The organism is Salmonella sp. SAL-020 (assembly GCF_017372215.1).
Classification (GTDB): domain Bacteria; phylum Pseudomonadota; class Gammaproteobacteria; order Enterobacterales; family Enterobacteriaceae; genus Salmonella; species Salmonella enterica.
This window is the reverse complement of the sequence record NZ_CP071690.1, coordinates 1,408,645-1,427,749: the sequence shown is the minus strand read 5'-3', so window position 1 is coordinate 1,427,749 and position 19,105 is coordinate 1,408,645. Positions and strand designations below refer to the sequence as shown.

Here is a 19,105-nt window from a genome sequence, read left to right as displayed (position 1 = left end):
TTTTTACCTCAATGGCGTAAGTATAGTCAATCCTTGATTATTATTTCGCCACTAAGGAGGCATTCAGTGCGGATTCATATTCTCTTTGACCTCAATTTCCCTGGTCAGTTTCCCCATTCGTCCAGAAATGCTCCCTGCGCTCCGCCATGCGCACTAATTGTTCACAAGGCGCGTAACGAGGACCGTAAAGTGCGGCCAGGCGCTGTAATGTCGCCACCATTTCACCCGGCCCGAGAGCATCCATATAGCGGAACGGGCCACCGAGAAACGGCGGAAAACCGATACCAAACACGGCGCCGATATCGCCATCGCGCGCGCTGCGAATCACTTTTTCGTCGAAACAGCGCGCCGCTTCGTTAAGCATTAACATGACACAGCGCTCTGCCACCTGCTGCGCAGACAATCGACTCTGCCCTTGCACGCCAATAAGCTTATAAATAGCAGGGTCAACCTGTTTTTTGCTTTTACGCCCTTTTTCGCCATAAAGATAGAAACCGCGACCATTTTTTCTACCTTTGCGATCGTCATTCAAAATTGAAGCGACAACATTTGCAGGCGCGCTAAAACGTTCTCCATACGCCGCCTCAAGCACAGGAATAATTTTAGTGCCCGTGTCGATTCCTACCTCATCCAAAAGTTGGATTGGCCCCACCGGAAAACCAAATTTTACCAGGGCGGCGTCAATATGTTCGACGCGTTCGCCTTCAGTCAGCATCCGAATCGCCTCATTGATATATGGCGCAAGAATTCGGTTAACATAAAACCCGGCTTTATCACTGACGACTATCGGGGTTTTACCCTGTTTTTTCGCCAGCTTAACGGTCGTGGCGATGGTCTGCGCGGAAGTAGACGCATGAGGAATAACCTCAACCAGCGGCATTTTTTCGACCGGGCTAAAAAAGTGCAATCCAATCACCTGTTCCGGTCTGGCCGCATTCGCCGCAATATCGCCAATCGGCAGGGAAGAAGTATTGGAGGCAAAAATGGTGTGAGCAGCGCAATTTTGTTCCACTTCCGCCACCATCTGTTGTTTTAACGGCAGATCTTCAAACACCGCTTCAATGACCAGATCACGATGACTGAAACCACGGTAATCGGTCGAACCTGATATCAATGCCAACTGTTTATCGCGTTCGTTGGCTTTGATATGGCGGCGGCGTACTTTTGTTTCAAGCAGATCCCAGCTGTATTTCAGAGCATGATTGATCCCCTGAGTATTTATATCCTTAATTCGTACTGGCAAACCGCCTTTACAGGCCGTAACCCAGGCGATACCGCCGCCCATTAACCCGCCGCCTAAGATGCCCACGCTGTTCAGCGGGCCGGGCGGCGCATCGCTACCGGGATCTTTTTTCACCTCGGTACTGGCAAAGAAAACAGCGCGCAGCGCCTGCGATTGAGGCGTCATCGCCAGCTCGCCGAAAGCGCGCGCTTCCGCGTCATAGCCGCTACTGCTGCCCTGCGCCAGTCCGGTTTCAATCACATCAATGATCCGCTCCGTCGCCGGATAATTACCCTGCGTTTTTTGCGCTGTCTTTTTACGCACCAGGCGAAATAACAGCGCGCGCCCCAGCGGCCCCGCCAGGATACGTTCACGGACCGGTAATGTCCGCTGCGCCAGGCGTTCTTTTTTAGCCAGCTCGACAGCCGCTTCCAGTAAAATAGTTTGCGGCACCACATCATCAACCAGCCCGGCTTTAAGCGCCTGCCTGGCGCGAAGCTGTTTACCTGTCAGGATCATATCCAGCGCGGTACTGACCCCCACCAGCCGTGGAAGTCGCTGCGTTCCGCCCGATCCCGGTAAAAGCCCTAACTGTACCTCCGGCAGTCCGAGAACGGTTTTAACGTCGTCGGTACAGATACGTCGATGGCAGGCCAGCGCCATTTCAAGGCCGCCCCCCAGACAGGCGCCATGAATGGCGGCGATAACCGGAACAGGCAACGCCTGGATCTCCGCCATCAGTTGTTGCCCCTGACGCGCCAGCGTTTCCGCTTCCTGCGCGTTTTGGCAGTGACCTATCATGTTGATATCAGCGCCAGCAATAAAGTTATCTGCTTTGGCTGAGATAAAAACAACGCCCTGCAACGCTTTATTTTCCCGGATCTGCTTCAGGATGGCGCGTACCTGCGCGGCAAACTCCGCTTTCAGGGTGTTCACCTTTTCTCCAGGGACATCAATAGCGACAACCGCGACATTATCCAGACGCACGTTAAGCATAAAAGCTGATGTGGTAGTCATTATTCCGCCTCCAGAACCATCGCCGCGCCAAGACCGCCAGCCGCGCAGGCCGTGACCAGGCCAAAACCTCCGCCCCGACGCCGTAATTCATGCAACGTTTGGGTTATCATCCGCGCGCCCGTTGCGGCAAAAGGATGCCCGTAGGCGATTGAGCCGCCGAGCACGTTGAATTTAGCGTCATCCACCTCCCCTGTCGCCTGCGCACGACCAAGCACCTCACGGGCAAATCGTTCGCTGCCCAGCAGTTGTAAGTTCGCCAGAGTCTGGGCGGCAAACGCTTCATGCATGTCAAAAAGCGTCAGATCGGCCATCGTCAACCCGGCCCGCTCCAGCGCCAGCGGCGTTGACCAGGCCGGCCCCAATAGCATGTCCTGCCAGACATCAATAGCGGTAAAGGCGTAGCTGCGCAGATAACCAAGCGGGCGCAGCCCCAGCTCTTTAGCGCGGGATTCGGTCATCATAATAACGGCGGCAGCGCCGTCGGTCAGCGGTGTACTGTTGGCGGCGGTTACGGAGCCATGTTTTCGGTCAAAAGCGGGACGCAGTTTAGCGTAGTCCGCCAGCGTGGAGGCGCCGCGAATGTTGTTGTCTTCTGCAAAGGGGTTTTTATACGGCGGCACATAGGTCGTCATCACTTCTTCCGCCAGTTTACCCTCCGCCCATGCCTGCGCGGCGCGCTGATGTGAACGATGCGCCAGTGCGTCCTGCTGTTCACGCGTAATACCATACGTTTTCGCCATCTGTTCGGCGGTATCGCCCATGCGCAGACCGGTGGAATACTCAGCAACGGCGGGAGGCACGGGCAGCAGGTCGCGTAAGCGCAGACGAGAAAAAAGCGTCAGCCGTTGGCGGGTCGTCCGGGCTTTATTGACATCAACCAGTACCCGCGCCAGGGCTTTACTCACGCCTATTGGCAGTACCGACGACGAATCTGCGCCGCCAGCGATACCCGCGCGTATCGTGCCGGCCATCAGGCTTTCCGCCACATTCGCTACCGCCTGAAAACTGGTGGCGCAGGCGCGGCTTACGCTATAGGCATCGGTATGAACATTCATTCCCGTACCCAGCACAATTTCGCGCGCAATATTGGGGGCTTCCGGCATTTGTACTACCTGACCAAAAACCAGTTGCTCAATGGCATCGGCTGGAATTTCACTGCGCGCCAGCAGCTCGCCTACCACCATCTTGCCGAGATCAACAGCGGGAATACCATGAAATGCAGTGGCCTGACGAGCGAAGGGGGTTCGTAACCCACTGACAATAGCAATGCGATCGCCCTGACGGGTGACCAACGGTAAAGCCTGACGCATAGTACTCCCCTGTAAAAAAATAAATTAGTGGTCTGACCTGATCACAGTCTTAACCAATTTTTTACATTTAGCCAAGCAGAGAGAAAAGAAAGTGGGAGCTAAGGCACAGTGAAGGGAAACGACAAAAAAAGAAAACGCCTCCGCCAGATGATGACGGAGGCGTCGTGAATGAACGGATTAACGCAGGCCGAGCTGGAAGATCAGCGTTTCTGCTTCGCAGGCGAAAACAAAATCAATATCCAGACGAACGCCTTCGGATTCCTCGGTAAAGGTTGGCGTAATTTGGCAAGGCTCAGACTCCACGCTACGCGCTTTTTCGGTTAACGCCGCCAGCGTCCCTTCAGCCTCTGCGCGGGTAGCGAATACGCGGCTGTATGACGCGGTGCAATCGGAGTTGTCCATGATGGTTCCAACATCCATACAGCAGCAAACCGGGGTTTCATCAGCACTGCATTTACTCATTGTAGATTTCCTCTGTATTTGCACCCAGGGTGCCAGATAAACGATGGGGATATTTTACGCTCCCGGCATTCGCCTCTCCAGTCGTTAATGGTGGGAAACGCGTTAAGTGACCGAAATCACACTTAAAAATGATCTAAAACAAAAATCGCGCGATCGGGTGACCGTTAAGCCCGCCGATTTTGCCAGCCAGATCTCGTTTCTAAGATCACAATTGAAAAAACTTATAAACATACTTGCAACATTCTAGCTGGTCAGACCTATACTCTCGCCACTGGTCTGATTTCTAAGTCGTACCGCAGACCCTACACTTCGCGCTCCTGTTACAGCATGTAACATAGTTTGTATAAAAATAATCAATGAGGTTATGGTCATGAGCCAGAAAACCCTGTTTACAAAGTCTGCTCTCGCAGTCGCAGTGGCAATCATCTCCACCCAGGCCTGGTCTGCAGGCTTTCAGTTAAACGAATTTTCTTCCTCTGGCCTTGGCCGGGCCTATTCGGGTGAAGGCGCAATCGCAGATGATGCGGGTAACGTTAGCCGCAACCCGGCGTTAATTACCATGTTTGACCGCCCGACGTTTTCAGCGGGCGCGGTTTATATTGATCCTGATGTTAATATTAGCGGGACATCGCCATCTCGTCGGACGTTAGATGCGGATAACATCGCGCCGACGGCCTGGGTGCCGAACGTCCATTTTGTCGCCCCGATTAACGATCAGTTTGGCTGGGGGGCTTCTATTACCTCTAACTATGGTCTGGCGACAGAGTTTAACGACACATACGCCGGCGGCTCGGTTGGCGGTACGACCGATCTTGAAACCATGAACCTGAATTTAAGCGGCGCTTATCGCTTAAATGAGGCCTGGAGCTTCGGCCTTGGCTTTGATGCGGTATACGCGCGTGCGAAAATCGAACGTTTTGCGGGCGATTTAGGCCAGTTGGTCGCGGCACAGAATCCGGCGCTGGCGCCGGTCGCGGGTCAGATTCCCAGCGACACCAAGATTGCCCACCTGAACGGTAATCAGTGGGGCTTTGGCTGGAATGCCGGTATCCTTTATGAACTGGATAAAAATAACCGCTACGCGCTGACCTACCGCTCGGAAGTCAAAATTGACTTTAAAGGCAACTACAGCAGCGATCTTCCCATCGCTATAAACCGATTTAACCTGCCTATCCCAACGGCAACCGGCGGCGCGACGCAGTCAGGCTACCTGACGCTGAATCTGCCGGAAATGTGGGAAGTGTCCGGTTATAACCGTGTGGCGCCACAGTGGGCCATCCACTATAGCCTGGCCTATACCAGCTGGAGCCAGTTCCAGGAATTGAAGGCAAAATCGACCGCCGGCGATACGCTCTTTGAGAAGCATGAAGGCTTTAAAGACGCTTATCGCATTGCGTTGGGTACCACCTATTACTACGATGACAACTGGACGTTCCGTACCGGTATCGCCTTCGATGACAGCCCGGTACCAGCGCAAAACCGTTCTATCTCTATTCCGGACCAGGACCGTTTCTGGCTGAGCGCCGGTACGACTTACGCCTTTAATAAAGATGCGTCTGTCGACGTTGGCGTCTCTTATATGCATGGTCAGAGCGTGAAAATTAATGAAGGCCCTTATCAGTTTGAATCTGAAGGGAAAGCCTGGCTGTTCGGTACTAACTTTAACTACGCGTTCTAATCTCTTTCTGAAACGGATCAAAAAGGTGAGCATTGCGCTCACCTTTTTATTTACTGCCGTTTATTCCGAGTCGATCTCTTTGAGTTCGTCCTGAATCGCCTGCGCGTTCGGGTTTTCCTGCGGCTTGAGTTTTCCGCCATTGGCGATAAAGTCATGACGCTGGAAGTACGCCTCACGCACCATAATATAAGGATCGGAAGACTGGCGCAGCAAACCATCGGAGTCCAGCAACTGCGCGCGGGTTTCTATCCCTTCGATAGTCCATTTTCCTATGGACATTGGCCAGGTCAACCACGAGAGCACCGGATACAAGGTATCCGCCATATCCCCGCCATCTTCACGCAGCGTGAAGCTGCCGTAGAACGGAAGTTGCATATAAGGCCCATACCCCACGCCATAATGGCCCAGCGTACTGCCAAAGCGATGCGGTTCAACGCGCTGCAGCTTAGGATTCGCCATTCCCGCGACGTCAATAAATCCGCCCATCCCTAATAAGGTGTTCAGGAAGAAACGGGTGAAATGCACCATACCCTGATAAGGATCGCCCTGCAGGAAATAGTTCACCATGATCGCCGGTTCTTCGAGGTTGCCGGTGAAATTACTTAAACCGTTACGCGCAGGCTGTGGAACATAATCACGCCAGGCGACCGCGACCGGCCGAACAACATACGGGTCCAGCACATTAAAGTTGAAGTTGTACATGGTGCGGTTAAACCCTTCAAATGGGTCTGAACGCCCCTGCTGTTCTGTACCGGAACTCGCACACCCGACCAGCAGTGTGGTTCCCAGCGCCAGCGCCGACAGGCGAAGCTTCATAGATGTCTCCCTGTGAATTATGGCTATCGCTGATTGCCATCCATGACGGAACGCTACCGTATCCGCCTGTTTAGGTGTGAGCGATTTTAACAGCACGTCAAACGATGTCTATATGCGCGATCTCATTGCTTTGAGCATAGCCTGGTAACGCAACAACGTGACGGCCCTATTCTAACGAAACAGATAAAAACGAGCGTGATCATTTTTATTTTTTCGGAGAATGCCCCGGCCTGGGTAAATGAAAAACCGCTACGCTTTATTAATATGTGTTAATCAGCAGAGATCATCATGGATAGCCTTAACGACGATAAAATTAACCGGCAAAGCAGTGACCTGGAAGTTGAAAGCGAAGAAAAACAAAGCGGTAAAGAGATTGAAGTGGATGAAGATCGTCTTCCTTCCCGCGCCATGGCGATTCATGAACATATTCGCCAGGATGGTGAAAAAGAGATGGAACGCGATGCGATGGCTTTGCTCTGGTCAGCCATTGCCGCAGGACTTTCTATGGGGGCATCACTCCTGGCGAAAGGGATTTTCCACGTGCAGCTTGAAGGCGTTCCCGGCGGCTTTTTACTGGAAAATCTCGGCTATACCTTTGGTTTTATCATTGTCATCATGGCCCGCCAGCAATTATTTACTGAAAATACCGTTACCGCCGTGTTGCCGGTAATGCAAAATCCCACTCTGAGTAACGTTGGCCTGCTGATGCGCTTGTGGGGCGTAGTCTTATTGGGCAACCTTATTGGCACCGGGGTTGCGGCGTGGGCATTTGAATATATGCCTATATTTGATGAAGAGACCCGCGACGCCTTTGTCAAAATTGGTATGGAGGTCATGAAAAATAGCCCAACGGAGATGTTTGCCAACGCGATTATCTCTGGCTGGATCATCGCCACAATGGTATGGATGTTTCCTGCAGCAGGCGGGGCAAAGATTGTGGTCATTATTTTGATGACCTGGCTTATCGCGCTGGGCGATACCACCCATATTGTCGTCGGTTCCGTTGAAATTTTGTATTTGGTTTTCAACGGCACGCTGCCCTGGAGCGACTTTCTCTGGCCCTTCGCCCTTCCCACACTTGCCGGAAATATCTGCGGCGGCACTTTTATTTTCGCATTGATGAGCCACGCGCAGATCCGCAACGATATGAGCAATAAGCGTAAGGAAGAAGCGAGGCTACGCGGCGAGCGCCTGGAACGGGAGCGGAAAAAAGCGGAAAAACAGCGCTGAGTGGCGACGGTTTAACCAGTCAGGCGGCGCTACACTTACTCCGGCGAATAAAAAACGCTATACTGGCGCCGCGTTGTCCCCTTAGTTAAATGGATATAACGAGCCCCTCCTAAGGGCTAGTTGCAGGTTCGATTCCTGCAGGGGACACCATGACCTCTTTTACCCACCTCTCACAAATCTCAGCAACCCCACACCACACAAGGCGTTGCAGCGTTTTTGATGTCTTATGATTTCCAGCGAATAGTGCCTATAAACATAACGAAAAGCATCCCTTTAAAGTACCCTCTCGCTGTTAGAACTTAACCAAAAGTTAGCACCTTCACTTTCCGACAGATATAGGCCCAGAACTTCTTTTTTGCCTTCCAGATTCAGTGCCAGAACGGTATAAACCGCCTTGCTCTGATAACGGCCATCCTCACGGTTTTTATAATGAATAGCGTCCAGCCAGACGACGGGATAAACCTTCTCCAGCGGGCGCTGTTGCCACTGTTTTAGTTCAGGGATAACTTTATCGGTACTGCACTGACGGTGGCGGTTGAAACGCTGAAGGCATAAAGATCTTCACTCTCCCGGCCGATGTCCTGATAACTCATCTCCAGCGCAAACAGTCGAATGATATTGCGCTCGATCTCGTCGTACAGGGGGTCTGAAGCTTCTTCACCAGTTATGGCTCAAAAGTGCCGTTACGATTGCGCGGAGTTGCCAGTTCAAAACTGCCTGTTGGGGCTTTAATGGCTTTTTGCCGGAACCATTTTTACGGTTTGCCTCAACATCCTGAGCCAGATGGGAATCAAGTTCAGCAGACAGGGTAGACTCGGTTAAATACTTGATTAATGGCGTTAAGATGCCATCTTTGCCCGTTAATGCCTGGCCGGACCTGAAGGGCTTTAAGTGCTTTGTCGAAATCGAAGGGATGGGACATGTGCCATTCTTTTTTATTTTATGTTACTAAAATTATACAGAATTTTTAACGCTCCCCCTCCCCCCAGCACTTCCACCCTTTCAAGTACCTCTCCCTGAAAAAAAATGCAAAGCCTTGTAAGACGATGCAAAGCTTTACATGTCCCGTTTTTATTCCAAGACGCTTGGCAATCAGCAATACCAATTGATCGATAATATCGATCAATATATTAAAACTCAATAGTTTAAAACTATTAAAAATACAATTATTGATCGCTTATATCGATCAAACCAATTTGTAGTGCTACACTCCAGACCTTTCTGAATCTGATAATTTTCATAATGTTGAAGTTATTCGCTAAGTACACATCGATCGGTGTTCTTAACATGCTCATTCATTGGAGAGTATTTGCTTTCTGTATGTATGGGATGCATACGCATCAGGCGCTGACGAACTTTTCCGATTTTGTTATCGCTGTATCGTTCAGCTTCTATGCTAATGCGCGCTTCACCTTTAATGCCAGCACTACTGCAATTCGCTACATGATGTATATGGGATTCATGGGAGCACTGAGCGCTGTTGTTGGATGGATGGCTGACCAATGTTCTTTGCCACCATTGGTTACCCTCATCACTTTCTCGGCAATTAGCCTGGTATGCGGCTTTATCTATTCCAGATTCTTTATCTTCAGGGATAAAAATGAAAATCTCTCTTGTCGTCCTAGTTTTTAACGAAGAAGACACGATACCGATTTTCTATAGAACGGTACATGAGTTTAATGAACTTGAAAAATATAAAGTTGAGATTATTTTTATTAATGACGGAAGTAAAGATGTGACAGAGTCAATAATTAAAATAATAGCCGTATCTGATCCACTCGTCATTCCGTTTTCGTTTACACGAAACTTCGGGAATGATGCAAGATGCACAACCATTTTATTAATCTTTTTTTAAAATTGAGGTAATTTAAGTTGGAACACTTAAAATACAGACCTGATATAGATGGATTACGCGCAATAGCGGTTTTATCTGTGGTAATATTCCATTATTTCCCATCATTATTGCCGGGTGGGTTTGTTGGAGTAGATATATTCTTTGTGATATCTGGATACCTTATAACATCAATAATATTAAAATCTGCATCAAACAAATCATTTTCATACCTTGATTTCTATAAAAGGAGAGTGCTTAGAATATTTCCAGCATTATCCATAGTTCTTGTATCATGTCTTATTGTTGGCTGGGTTTATTTATTCCAGGATGATTACAAATTACTTGGTAAGCATGTTTTTAGCGGCTCATTCTTTATATCAAACTTTACTCTTTGGAGTGAGTCTGGCTATTTTGATTCAAAGTCATACCTTAAACCTTTACTACATTTGTGGTCACTGGGAATTGAAGAGCAATTTTATATAATATGGCCAGTAGTTATATTGCTATGCTTTAGAAGCAAAAACCATAACAGAAACATAGTATTATCATGCGCAACTATATTTATAATTAGCTATGCGATTAGCATTTTTACAATGGCATCTGATGGCGGAGCTAATTACTACTCTCCCGCATCAAGATTTTGGGAGTTAATGGCTGGAGCGATTATATCCACATTGAGATTTATAGGAATAAACACTTCGTTATCAAAATTAATGTCCCTGTTAGGAATTATACTAATCGCATTATCAATAACCATGATAGATGAAAAGATGTCATTTCCTGGATATATAGCAATAATCCCAGTACTTGGCGCCTCTCTTATAATAGCATCTAATGGTAATGATTTAGTTGTGTCGAAATTGCTTAGTGTTAGGCCTGTTGTTTTCTTTGGTCTTATTAGCTATCCTCTTTATTTGTGGCATTGGCCTATTTATTCATTCTATCGTTCAATATTTGCTGGTTCACCAGACTACCATGAATTAATTCTTCTTTTATTATCATCGTTCTTTTTGGCGATATTAACTTATTATTTAATTGAAAAACCACTGAGAAATGCCAGAAATAAATATATCACAGCAATATTATTAGCATTATCAGTATTTGGGACAGGTTTAATTGGCGCATTTATTTTTCATATAAATGGAGTTAAAGACAGGGAAATCAATAAATCAGCAGGTGAATATGCTTCTGTTACTGACGTGTACAATTATTATAAATATGGAGAACTACTCCGTGGAGGGATATGCCACTCAGTACAACTTACTGCTGCCATATCCAATGGATGTATAAAAAATGGCAAGCATAATATATTTATCATTGGTGATTCTTATGCGGCGGCTCTTTTCAATGGACTTTCTCATTATATAGATAATAAAGGTTCTGATTATATAATAAGCCAAATGACAGATGGTAACGCTCCTCCTCTATTTGTTGACGGTAAAGATGATTTACAGAGAAGTGTCATCACTCTAAACAATAATAGAATTAATGAAATTAAACGTGTTCAGCCTGAGGTGGTTCTGCTGACATGGTCAGTTCGAGGAACAAATGGAGTACATGATAAAAAGTTAGCAATTGATACGTTATCATTAACCATAAAAAAAATTAAAGAGGCATCCCCTGACTCAAGGATTATTTTCATTGGACCAGTCCCGGAATGGAATGCAAATTTAGTTAAAATAATATCTAACTACCTGAGTGAGTTTAAAAAAACCCCACCATTGTATATGACATATGGATTAAATAGTGAAATAAGCGAGTGGGACTCTTACTTTAGTAACAATGTTCCAAAAATGGGAATTGAATATATATCAGCATACAAAGCATTATGTAACGAAAGTGGATGTCTTACAAGAGTTGGTAATGGTCCTGATTTTATCACTGCCGTTGATTGGGGACATTTAACAAAGCCTGGTTCTGATTTCCTTTTTAATAAAATCGGAAATAAAATAATCAAATAGATAGGCTGTTACTATTACATATAAATCCAATATAGAACCTGCCAGTCATACTGTGTAACTGCCACTATATTAACGGTGATCGCTCAGGCGGTCACCGAACTCGATAATAAAGCGACTCATTGCCAGCGACCAGTCCTGGATCGGCATACTCCATTTTTTGACGCCCCTTTGACCAACTCTTTTACTGCGGCGGTGATCTTAAGTATCAGCATGGGCGACACATCAGCGTTGTACATCTCTTTGAAGGTGGCGATGATTTCGCGGGTAGTCATGTCATGCCTTTGGCATAAAGGGATAAATCTGACTGTCCATCTCGTAATACGCGTCTGATGCTCCTTAATCAGCTGCAGTTCAAAGGTATTTTCACGGTCACGCAGCATGTTCAGCACTATCTCGCCGCCATCATACAGCACCGTTTTTAATGAGTAGCCATTGTGGGAGTTTGAGCTCGTTTTAGGAGCATTTTTCTCATGCCCGAGATGGTCAGCCAGCTCAGCATTGAGCGCCGTTTCGACGGTTAATGTCGTCAGCATATGGGAAAACTGACTGAGGTCGGCTTCAGTTTTAAGACCTTTAGCCAGTTCAGCCGCAAGAGCTGTGAGTTTCTTTTCGTCCATAATTGCCTTTCTCCTTTGCTGGAGTGAATATATAATAATCAGACAATTACATAATTTTTAATTACAATCTCCCAATACTTATATTTTACCCCCATATTCATTACACGTTCAAAGTGTTGTTAACGTTAATCTAACTAATTATCCATTAGGTATTTCCCCTAAAGACCTTAACGAAGCCGAATTATTTTTGCATGTGACACAAAACATGAGTAATCTTTTATAAATTTATCTGACACGATATTAGAACTAACGACATCTCAACTACCATACAATCTTTATAGTTAACTATTAAGGATGCGGGGTCTGACAGATTACCAGATGGTGTTTGTTTTATGTCAATGAGTCTCAAACCATTAATAATGCAACCACTTTCTACAAACAATTAGTTAGTGTTAAAGTTTTAGTATCGATTACAGAAATATATGTGAATGCCTTCCCATATGTGTACCATAGATCACCAGACCCTGCGCAATCTTGCATAAGAATGTTCGATACATAACTTCCCCAGCCATCCATACCAAGACCAACACTCTATGAACCAATGGCAACGAGACCATCGACTAAATGATTTGTTGGTAGTTGGTAGTTGGTAGTTGGTAGTTGGTGTACCGGATATTCTGATAGCGAATAGTTGCCTGGTCTATCTTTTTCATTTCCGATATCTGCCCAAAGGTTGAAGCAGTCCCACAAAAAGTATATGGAAAGTAACTTTCTGAATTGAAGTTTATAACATCTGGATGAGGTCCCCCTCTACTGTTCCTTGCCACGTCTTAACGCCAAACCCGCCAGATCTATATGAGGTAAACACAATATCACCGGACATGCCATACGTTCAGCAAAAAGTCGTCATCGGCCGGTTATGACCGATGACATCCTGATGTGGTCTAGAAGCGGTACTGCAACCCCGCGGTAACCGTATAGTTATTATTAGCTATACCTGCGGCATCGCCACCAAAATACGCCGTATCACCGCTGGTTTTATCTATGATTTGCGTACCGCCCTTACCTTCTTCATATTTACTGTAAGCGAACTCAGCAAAGATTTTTGCATTACTGGTAATATAATATCCGGCGTCAATAGACGCGCCATAATATCGTGAATTTTCCGTTTTTTCACGGAAGGTAAGTTTGCGCATGTAGTGTTCGTCATTATCATGCGCATTTACCCAGTCGCTGTATTTAAACAGTACATTACACTCAAAGTCATTAATACGATAATCACCCGCCAGCCCGATATAGGGCATTTCGAAACGCTGGCTATAACCTATACCGCGCACGCCATGAGGAAAGTTACCAATATACCGACCATTATCATAAATATAAGACCCGCCTCTTGCCGTCCAGCTAAAACGGGTTTCCTGATAGCCCGCTGTCACGCCCGCCTTGTAGTTATCGCCCTGCAATAACCAACCTTTCACATTCAAATCGTATTCATTAGCATAGTTGGCGCTGGTGTCCGGATGAATTGAACGATCGGTCCAGCCAGGCTGCTCACTGCTCATCCAGTCATGGTCAACCATATGACCCGATCCCGACGCCAAAGACGTCCAGCCGCGGGCGTCCAGCGTCATGAACGAATAGGGTTCCCATGATAAATCCCCCTGCAACGTGGCGACATTTTTTATTTTCCAGTCCAGTTGACTCAGCTTCCGCCCGGTGTCGGTATCATAAACCAGCTCCCTGGATTTACCATTTAACACCCCCACAGAAAGGGATGTCGTGACGCTATCAGGAGAGACGTCCGGAATAAATAAGGTAGACTCCGCATAAACCGACTCAGAAAATACGGCGATCATCATTACTGCAATAGCATGTTTTTTCATTTCTCTTGTCCTCATATTCAGATGTAATCTGGAGAGGTGATGAAGTTTTCATCTTGTCAAATCGTCGGACAAGAGTACATTTATTACGCCAGAGAACTTGACGCATTTTTACCTTATATTGAAGTTAAGAAATAGAATTTGATGCTCAGGTGAATAATAAGCAATCTATAATCATGATGGAATGATTTACCATTACGGTGATGCGACGTTATCTGGCTAACGACATCGTTGCTGTTGTTGTCAGCCAGATTGAAAGTAACTGTAATATCAGAATTTATAATGCTCTTTACTTAGACCATATTTTTTCATGCGCAGATAAAGTTTTTTACGGGGAATTTGCAGATACTCCGCCACTTCATTAATTCGTCCCTGATGAATATTTAATGCTTCGGTAATAATTTGTCGCTCATACTCTTCAACGCGCCGGTCAAGCGGGGTCGGCTCCTGAAGAAGCAACTGCGGGTTGACCGTTTCCGCCAGCGGCAGCACGCCAACAGCAAAAAGCTCTGCCGCATTAGCCAGTTCGCGCACATTGCTTGGCCAGGCGCGTCGCATTATTCCTTTCAGTAATTCCCCCGCTATTTCCGGCACTGGATGATTGAGCCGCAGGCAGGCTTTTCGAAGATAATGGCGAAATAACGGTTCGATATCATCCGGTCGCTGAGAAAGAGACTGGCAGGCGATTTGGGTCATGGCGAAACAGTAGTAAAGCTCGGCCGCAATCTGGTTAGCTGCCGCCTGCTCCACCAGCGAAGCGCTGCCAACGCCCACCAAACGAAAAGGCCGATGCTCCAGGCTTTGTAAACGCGCCAGATGGTGCTGCTGTTCGCGTGTCAGATATTCGGGATGACTCAACACCAGCGTACCTCCTTGCGCCTGGTCGATGAATGTCTCCAACTGCCCGGCATTCTCCGGCGTGAGTTCATAGCGTACAAACGGCCCTTTCGCGTTACGCCCCAGTTGATGGAGATAACGGGCGCCAGTCATACGTCCAGTGCCATGCTCACCGTAAAACCATACGGCAATGTCCGTTTCCGCCAGTTGTTGTAACCGTTGTCGAAACTGATTCATCCACTCGCTGCGCCCAATCAGTTCAACCTGTAACGTCTGCTGGCAATATTGCCGCCGTGCAATGACCGACCGGCGCTGGCGTAGCGCGTCTTCAATTAATATCAACAGCTTGCCCGGATCGACGGGTTTTTGCAGAAAATCCCAGGCGCCCTTTTTCACCGCATCAACCGCCATCGGTACATCGCCATGTCCGGTAATCAATAAGATTGGCAGTTGATCGTCATCCTGATGAAACAGCGTCATAAGATCGATACCGGAACACCCCGGCATACACACATCGCTCAAAACGATCCCCTCCCAATCCGCTTCTACCCACTCTTTGGCCTCGAAAGGATGGGTAAAGCCACGCACGCGGTAGCCTGCCTGCTCAAGCATTTGGGTGTAGGCGTCAAGTACATCAACGTCATCATCAATCAGCAAAATAGAACATTCATCATTCAACATCATCGACATCCGTTACAGAGAATTGCAGCACCACGCAAGCGTTACGCGTCAGCGTCGACGCCAGACGCAGGTCGCCCTTCATTTGCGCCATCAGCGACACGCTAATCGACAGCCCAATACCCAACCCGACAGCTTTACTGGTAGTAAACGGCTTGAGTAAAGAGGGCAACAGCGCCACAGGCCAGCCAGGGCCGTTATCTGCAATATAAACCTCCAGCGCCTCTCCCTGCGTCTGCCATGTCACCGCGATCGCCGCATCATGCGAACAGGCGTCAAGCGCATTCGCCAGCACATTCACCAGAACCTGCTGAATACGCACTTCATCGCCGCTAACCCATACGGTGTCGGTTGGCAGTGAAAGCGCTCCCTGCCGGGATTGGTGACGCATGGCTAATAACTCCCATGCCGCCACGAAGGTTTGGCGCAGATCAACGGGATACAATGGCGTTTCCAGCTCCGCCCGGCGGGTAAACTGCCGCAGCGAACGGATAATGGCGTCAATCCGGTTAATGAGCCCTTCCGCTTTGGTGAGCGTATTTCTCGCCTGTCCGCTCTGACCTTGTTCAATCGCGCGTCCCGCCGTAAATAAATACATTGAAAGCGCATTCAGCGGCTGGTTAATTTCATGCGCCAGCGTGGTCATGGTCTGGCCGACTACCGCCAGTTTCGCCGTCTGAATCAACTCATCCTGCATGGCGCGCAGGTCGGCTTCTATCTCTTTGCGCTCGGCGACCTCTTGTTCAAGCTGCCTGCGTTGCATATTGAGCTGGCCCAGCGTATGACGTAGCAAACGGGCTATCCGTCCTAGCTCATCGCGCCCGTAAACCGGGATAGTCGAGTCGGTTCTCCCCAGCCCTATCTGTACCACAGCCTGATTAAGCGCGGTAAAACGCTTTACCAGCCGGGAACGGATAAAATAGTGGTTGAGTCCCCAGGCCAGCAGCAATGCCAGGAGCGTCGCCACTAAAATAAGCCCGCCGCTAACGCGAACAATCTGTTCCAGGCGTTGATTGAACATCTGCATTTGCTGGTGACTACTACCTAACTGCGCCTCAAGCAGCGTGCGAAAGCGCCCTAGCGTAGCCTCTCTGGCGCGGCTGGCGTCCAGTAAGGCTTTTTGCGCCGCAACATAATCGCGCATGGTATCGGGCATCTTATTTTTTACCATCCCGATTTCCAATAGTTCGTCGATGGTTTGCCGCAGCGTGATCGTACTGGGCCAGTCATCCAGCGCACGAATATTCTCATCCGCCGTTTTTTTTAGGTTTTCCAGATAGCGAATATGGGTCTCCACCAGCATCCCGTCATTATTGCCGGACTTGAGCTCATTCAATCTGTCGCGCAGGTCATCAACAATCTGATTTTCAATTCGCGCCAGGGTATATACCTGCTGCTGCTCGTTCTGCACCTCGCGCGAACGTTGCAAATACTGCGCTGCATCGCCCTGATTCGCCTCAATTTGATCGAGTAGCGTCCCTTGCTGCCAGGTAAAATCCTGTACCAGCGAATTTAGCTCCGTGGTGAAATCATCATGGAGCCAGTCGATGCGAGCGGAAAGCTCACTGACTTTCTCCCGCACCAAAAACATGTTGTAGAGGGCGTTGTCCAGCTCCGCCAGCAAGGTCCGGCTATCCTGTAAAATGACGGCCAGTTGCCGGCGCTCAGCAAGCTGAAGCCCCTGGCTGAGACGCTCAATCTTATCCAGATGCTGAATAATCTGCGTACGTAACTGCAAACGTACCGTCGTGTTCGGCGCCAGCAAAAATTCATTGAGTTGATCCACAGCCAGATTCAGGTTCCCCTCAATTAAAAAAGCGGAGTGGATGCGAGGAAAATATTCATCAAGCGAATAGCGAACCTGCGAACTTTGCTCATGCCAGGAATAAAGGCTGACCATACTGACAATCAGCGTCAGTAATGCGCCCGTTAAAAATGCACCCCGTAAACTGTTGCTGATACTGAGCTGACGAAGCCGTTGCAATAATCTCCCCTTCATTTCAGCTCTTCCAGTTTGTGAATCGCTAGCCGCTGATTGTTCAGAAACCAGATCTGCCACTCCATCATTTTTTGTTCGGCAAAGCTTTTATTATCAAACTGCGCCAGCCAGGTTTCATCCTCGCTGCTTGCCGCATCCACCGGGACGCTGGTCAATAAGGCTCTGATTTCAGGTAAGGGGCGTTTAAGCCGCGTTTCTGCGCTATGCAACGCTCGCCATGCATCTTTAAGCTGCGCGAGACGAAAACTGATCGCGGTATCAAACATGCGTTGTACCAGTTGCTGACGCTTCAGGATCAGACGATAGTTCAACGGCGGCTGGGCCATCAAACGCTGTTGTTGCGCGGCGCGAGGATTATCGGCGCTAAGCGGTGCGACGGGATACTTACCGGTATTCGCGTCAGCCAGTATCCTTTGCCCTTTCGGACTTAATAAGTAATGAATAAAAGCACGCGCTTCGTCTGCATGACGGCTGTTTTTCAACACCGCGACGTAAGTGGGCGACACCGCAGAATACGGGAAATAGGTAAAAGCAAGATTAGGATCGTTAAGTAGCAAATTAGCATAGTTATCAATGACCGGCCCGGCAACGCCAAGCCCGCTTTTGATTTTATCCGCTACGCCGAAACTGCGAGAGGAAATCGTGACCAAATTACCCGAGATTGCCAGCAGCGTCGCCCATCCTGCCGTCCAGCCTTTTTGCTGCAACAGCGACTCCACCATCAAATGATTCGTGTCTGAACGTGACGGACTGCTCATTAATAGAGCGCCCTGGTAACTGGGCAGGCCCATATCCTGCCAGTCAGCAGGCGGCGGAAGATGGCGCGCAGCGAGCGCTGAACGGTTGATCAATAGCCCAAATCCGGATACCGCTACCGCCACTGAAGTTGAGCGGATAGAACGCGGCACCAGCTTCTGGCTGGCGGCAGGCGCGCTATCTAATAGCGCCAGCTTTTGGTGCTCCTGAAGGTGTTGCAACAGCATGGGGGATGACGTCAGGATCAGATCGACATTTTCCGCATTCGCCGTATCAAGTAATTGCTCTAAAGAACCGCTGGTACGGTTGAGCGTACGAATCATGACGGAACCCGGCTCCGTCTGCCAGCGCTGGATAATCCAGGCGGTCGCGCTGGGTGAAAAGGTCGTTGCCATCACCAGCTCGCGGCTGTACGCCTGGCAAGAACCGAACATTGCCGCCAGCCATAGCGTAAAAGCGCCCACTCTGGCGAAACGACTACAGCATGAGAAAAGTCGATTTGTGATCCCGTTCATAAATATCGATATCACATAAAGAAAATATTGAGACAAAACTTACCCTTTTATTTCTGTTGGCATCCAGAACAACGTTATTTGAATAATAACGGGTCCGTCGCCCGAAAACATCAATAAAGCGTATCAGATCACTGGCAGCAAATTTGTTAATATCCGCACATGCTAACGATAAAACGGCCATGCCAATAATTAAAGTTTCACCACCCCCTTCAGGATGGGTCAAAAATAACCTTTAAATTCACCCAATTGAGTCAATTTTGACACATTTCTTCGACTTGAATTTTATTGTCACTCCTTTCACTCTACCGACAAAACCTCCTGATGTTCATCTCACTATAAAATACAGGTGACTC

12 protein-coding genes, 1 tRNA gene and 4 pseudogenes are annotated in these 19,105 nt (G+C 48.3%); 6 read left to right on the top strand and 11 right to left on the bottom strand.

Translation table 11 applies throughout. The features are described from left to right. Positions 1-91: 91 nt before the first annotated feature. The 3 genes from fadJ to J1G48_RS06710 form a co-directional block, all read right to left on the bottom strand. Complete coding sequence (fadJ, locus tag J1G48_RS06720) at positions 92-2,239, bottom strand: fatty acid oxidation complex subunit alpha FadJ (protein WP_000214140.1); 2,148 nt, start codon at positions 2,237-2,239, stop codon at positions 92-94. After that, positions 2,239-3,549 carry an acetyl-CoA C-acyltransferase FadI gene (gene fadI, locus J1G48_RS06715; protein WP_001248128.1) on the bottom strand — a complete coding sequence of 437 codons (1,311 nt, stop codon included), beginning with the start codon at positions 3,547-3,549 and terminating at the stop codon, positions 2,239-2,241. Before fadI ends, fadJ begins: the two co-directional genes overlap by 1 nt. A gap of 177 nt (positions 3,550-3,726) precedes the next feature. Further along, positions 3,727-4,011 (bottom strand): YfcZ/YiiS family protein, encoded by a 285-nt coding sequence (locus J1G48_RS06710; RefSeq protein ID WP_000030906.1) that lies wholly within the window; start codon positions 4,009-4,011, stop codon positions 3,727-3,729. A gap of 370 nt (positions 4,012-4,381) precedes the next feature. Here J1G48_RS06710 and fadL point away from each other — a divergent pair, with 370 nt between their 5' ends. Further along, entirely contained in the window at positions 4,382-5,689 is a 1,308-nt protein-coding gene (gene fadL / locus J1G48_RS06705; RefSeq protein ID WP_001518618.1) for a long-chain fatty acid transporter FadL, read from the top strand. Positions 5,690-5,749: 60 nt separating this feature from the next. Here the strand turns inward: fadL and mlaA are convergent, their stop codons facing one another. Next, on the bottom strand, positions 5,750-6,505 hold the full coding sequence (gene mlaA / locus J1G48_RS06700; protein WP_000776787.1) for a phospholipid-binding lipoprotein MlaA: 756 nt from the start codon (positions 6,503-6,505) through the stop codon (positions 5,750-5,752). Positions 6,506-6,793: 288 nt separating this feature from the next. On the opposite strand from mlaA, the gene J1G48_RS06695 reads away from it, so the two are divergent. Both J1G48_RS06695 and J1G48_RS06690 read left to right on the top strand, forming a co-directional pair. Beyond that, positions 6,794-7,735: a formate/nitrite transporter family protein gene (locus tag J1G48_RS06695; protein WP_000377779.1), complete on the top strand. Its 942-nt coding sequence runs from the start codon at positions 6,794-6,796 to the stop codon at positions 7,733-7,735. A gap of 75 nt (positions 7,736-7,810) precedes the next feature. Continuing rightward, positions 7,811-7,885, top strand: a tRNA-Arg gene (locus J1G48_RS06690). Between the two features lie 147 nt (positions 7,886-8,032). Here the strand turns inward: J1G48_RS06690 and J1G48_RS06685 are convergent. Then, positions 8,033-8,657: pseudogene (locus J1G48_RS06685) on the bottom strand (transposase); the annotation flags it as partial. A 320-nt stretch (positions 8,658-8,977) separates the two neighbouring features. Here J1G48_RS06685 and J1G48_RS06680 point away from each other — a divergent pair. The 3 genes and pseudogenes from J1G48_RS06680 to J1G48_RS06670 all read left to right on the top strand — a co-directional run bounded on the left by J1G48_RS06680 (position 8,978) and on the right by J1G48_RS06670 (position 11,530). Beyond that, entirely contained in the window at positions 8,978-9,367 is a 390-nt protein-coding gene (locus J1G48_RS06680; protein WP_001576268.1) for a GtrA family protein, read from the top strand. Continuing rightward, a pseudogene (locus J1G48_RS06675) lies at positions 9,336-9,554 on the top strand (glycosyltransferase); the annotation flags it as partial. The gene J1G48_RS06680 and the pseudogene J1G48_RS06675, both read left to right, overlap by 32 nt. 53 nt (positions 9,555-9,607) lie before the next feature. Then, complete coding sequence (locus J1G48_RS06670) at positions 9,608-11,530, top strand: acyltransferase family protein (protein ID WP_000400616.1); 1,923 nt, start codon at positions 9,608-9,610, stop codon at positions 11,528-11,530. 170 nt (positions 11,531-11,700) lie between these two features. Here J1G48_RS06670 and J1G48_RS06665 read toward each other — a convergent pair. The 6 genes and pseudogenes from J1G48_RS06665 to pgtC all read right to left on the bottom strand — a co-directional run. After that, positions 11,701-12,147: pseudogene (locus tag J1G48_RS06665) on the bottom strand (transposase); the annotation flags it as partial. Positions 12,148-12,519: 372 nt separating this feature from the next. Beyond that, positions 12,520-12,837, bottom strand: a pseudogene (locus tag J1G48_RS23235) (tail spike protein). 194 nt (positions 12,838-13,031) lie between these two features. Next, positions 13,032-13,970: an omptin family outer membrane protease PgtE gene (pgtE, locus tag J1G48_RS06650; RefSeq protein WP_000716011.1), complete on the bottom strand. Its 939-nt coding sequence runs from the start codon at positions 13,968-13,970 to the stop codon at positions 13,032-13,034. Positions 13,971-14,237: 267 nt separating this feature from the next. Beyond that, a complete protein-coding gene (pgtA, locus tag J1G48_RS06645) occupies positions 14,238-15,485 on the bottom strand; it encodes a two-component system response regulator PgtA (RefSeq protein WP_000930836.1) in 1,248 nt (415 codons plus the stop codon). Continuing rightward, positions 15,475-17,481 carry a two-component system sensor histidine kinase PgtB gene (gene pgtB, locus J1G48_RS06640; RefSeq protein WP_000678486.1) on the bottom strand — a complete coding sequence of 669 codons (2,007 nt, stop codon included), beginning with the start codon at positions 17,479-17,481 and terminating at the stop codon, positions 15,475-15,477. Before pgtB ends, pgtA begins: the two co-directional genes overlap by 11 nt. Then, entirely contained in the window at positions 17,478-18,671 is a 1,194-nt protein-coding gene (pgtC, locus tag J1G48_RS06635; RefSeq protein WP_000467983.1) for a phosphoglycerate transport regulator PgtC, read from the bottom strand. Before pgtC ends, pgtB begins: the two co-directional genes overlap by 4 nt. Between the last annotated feature and the right edge of the window lie 434 nt (positions 18,672-19,105).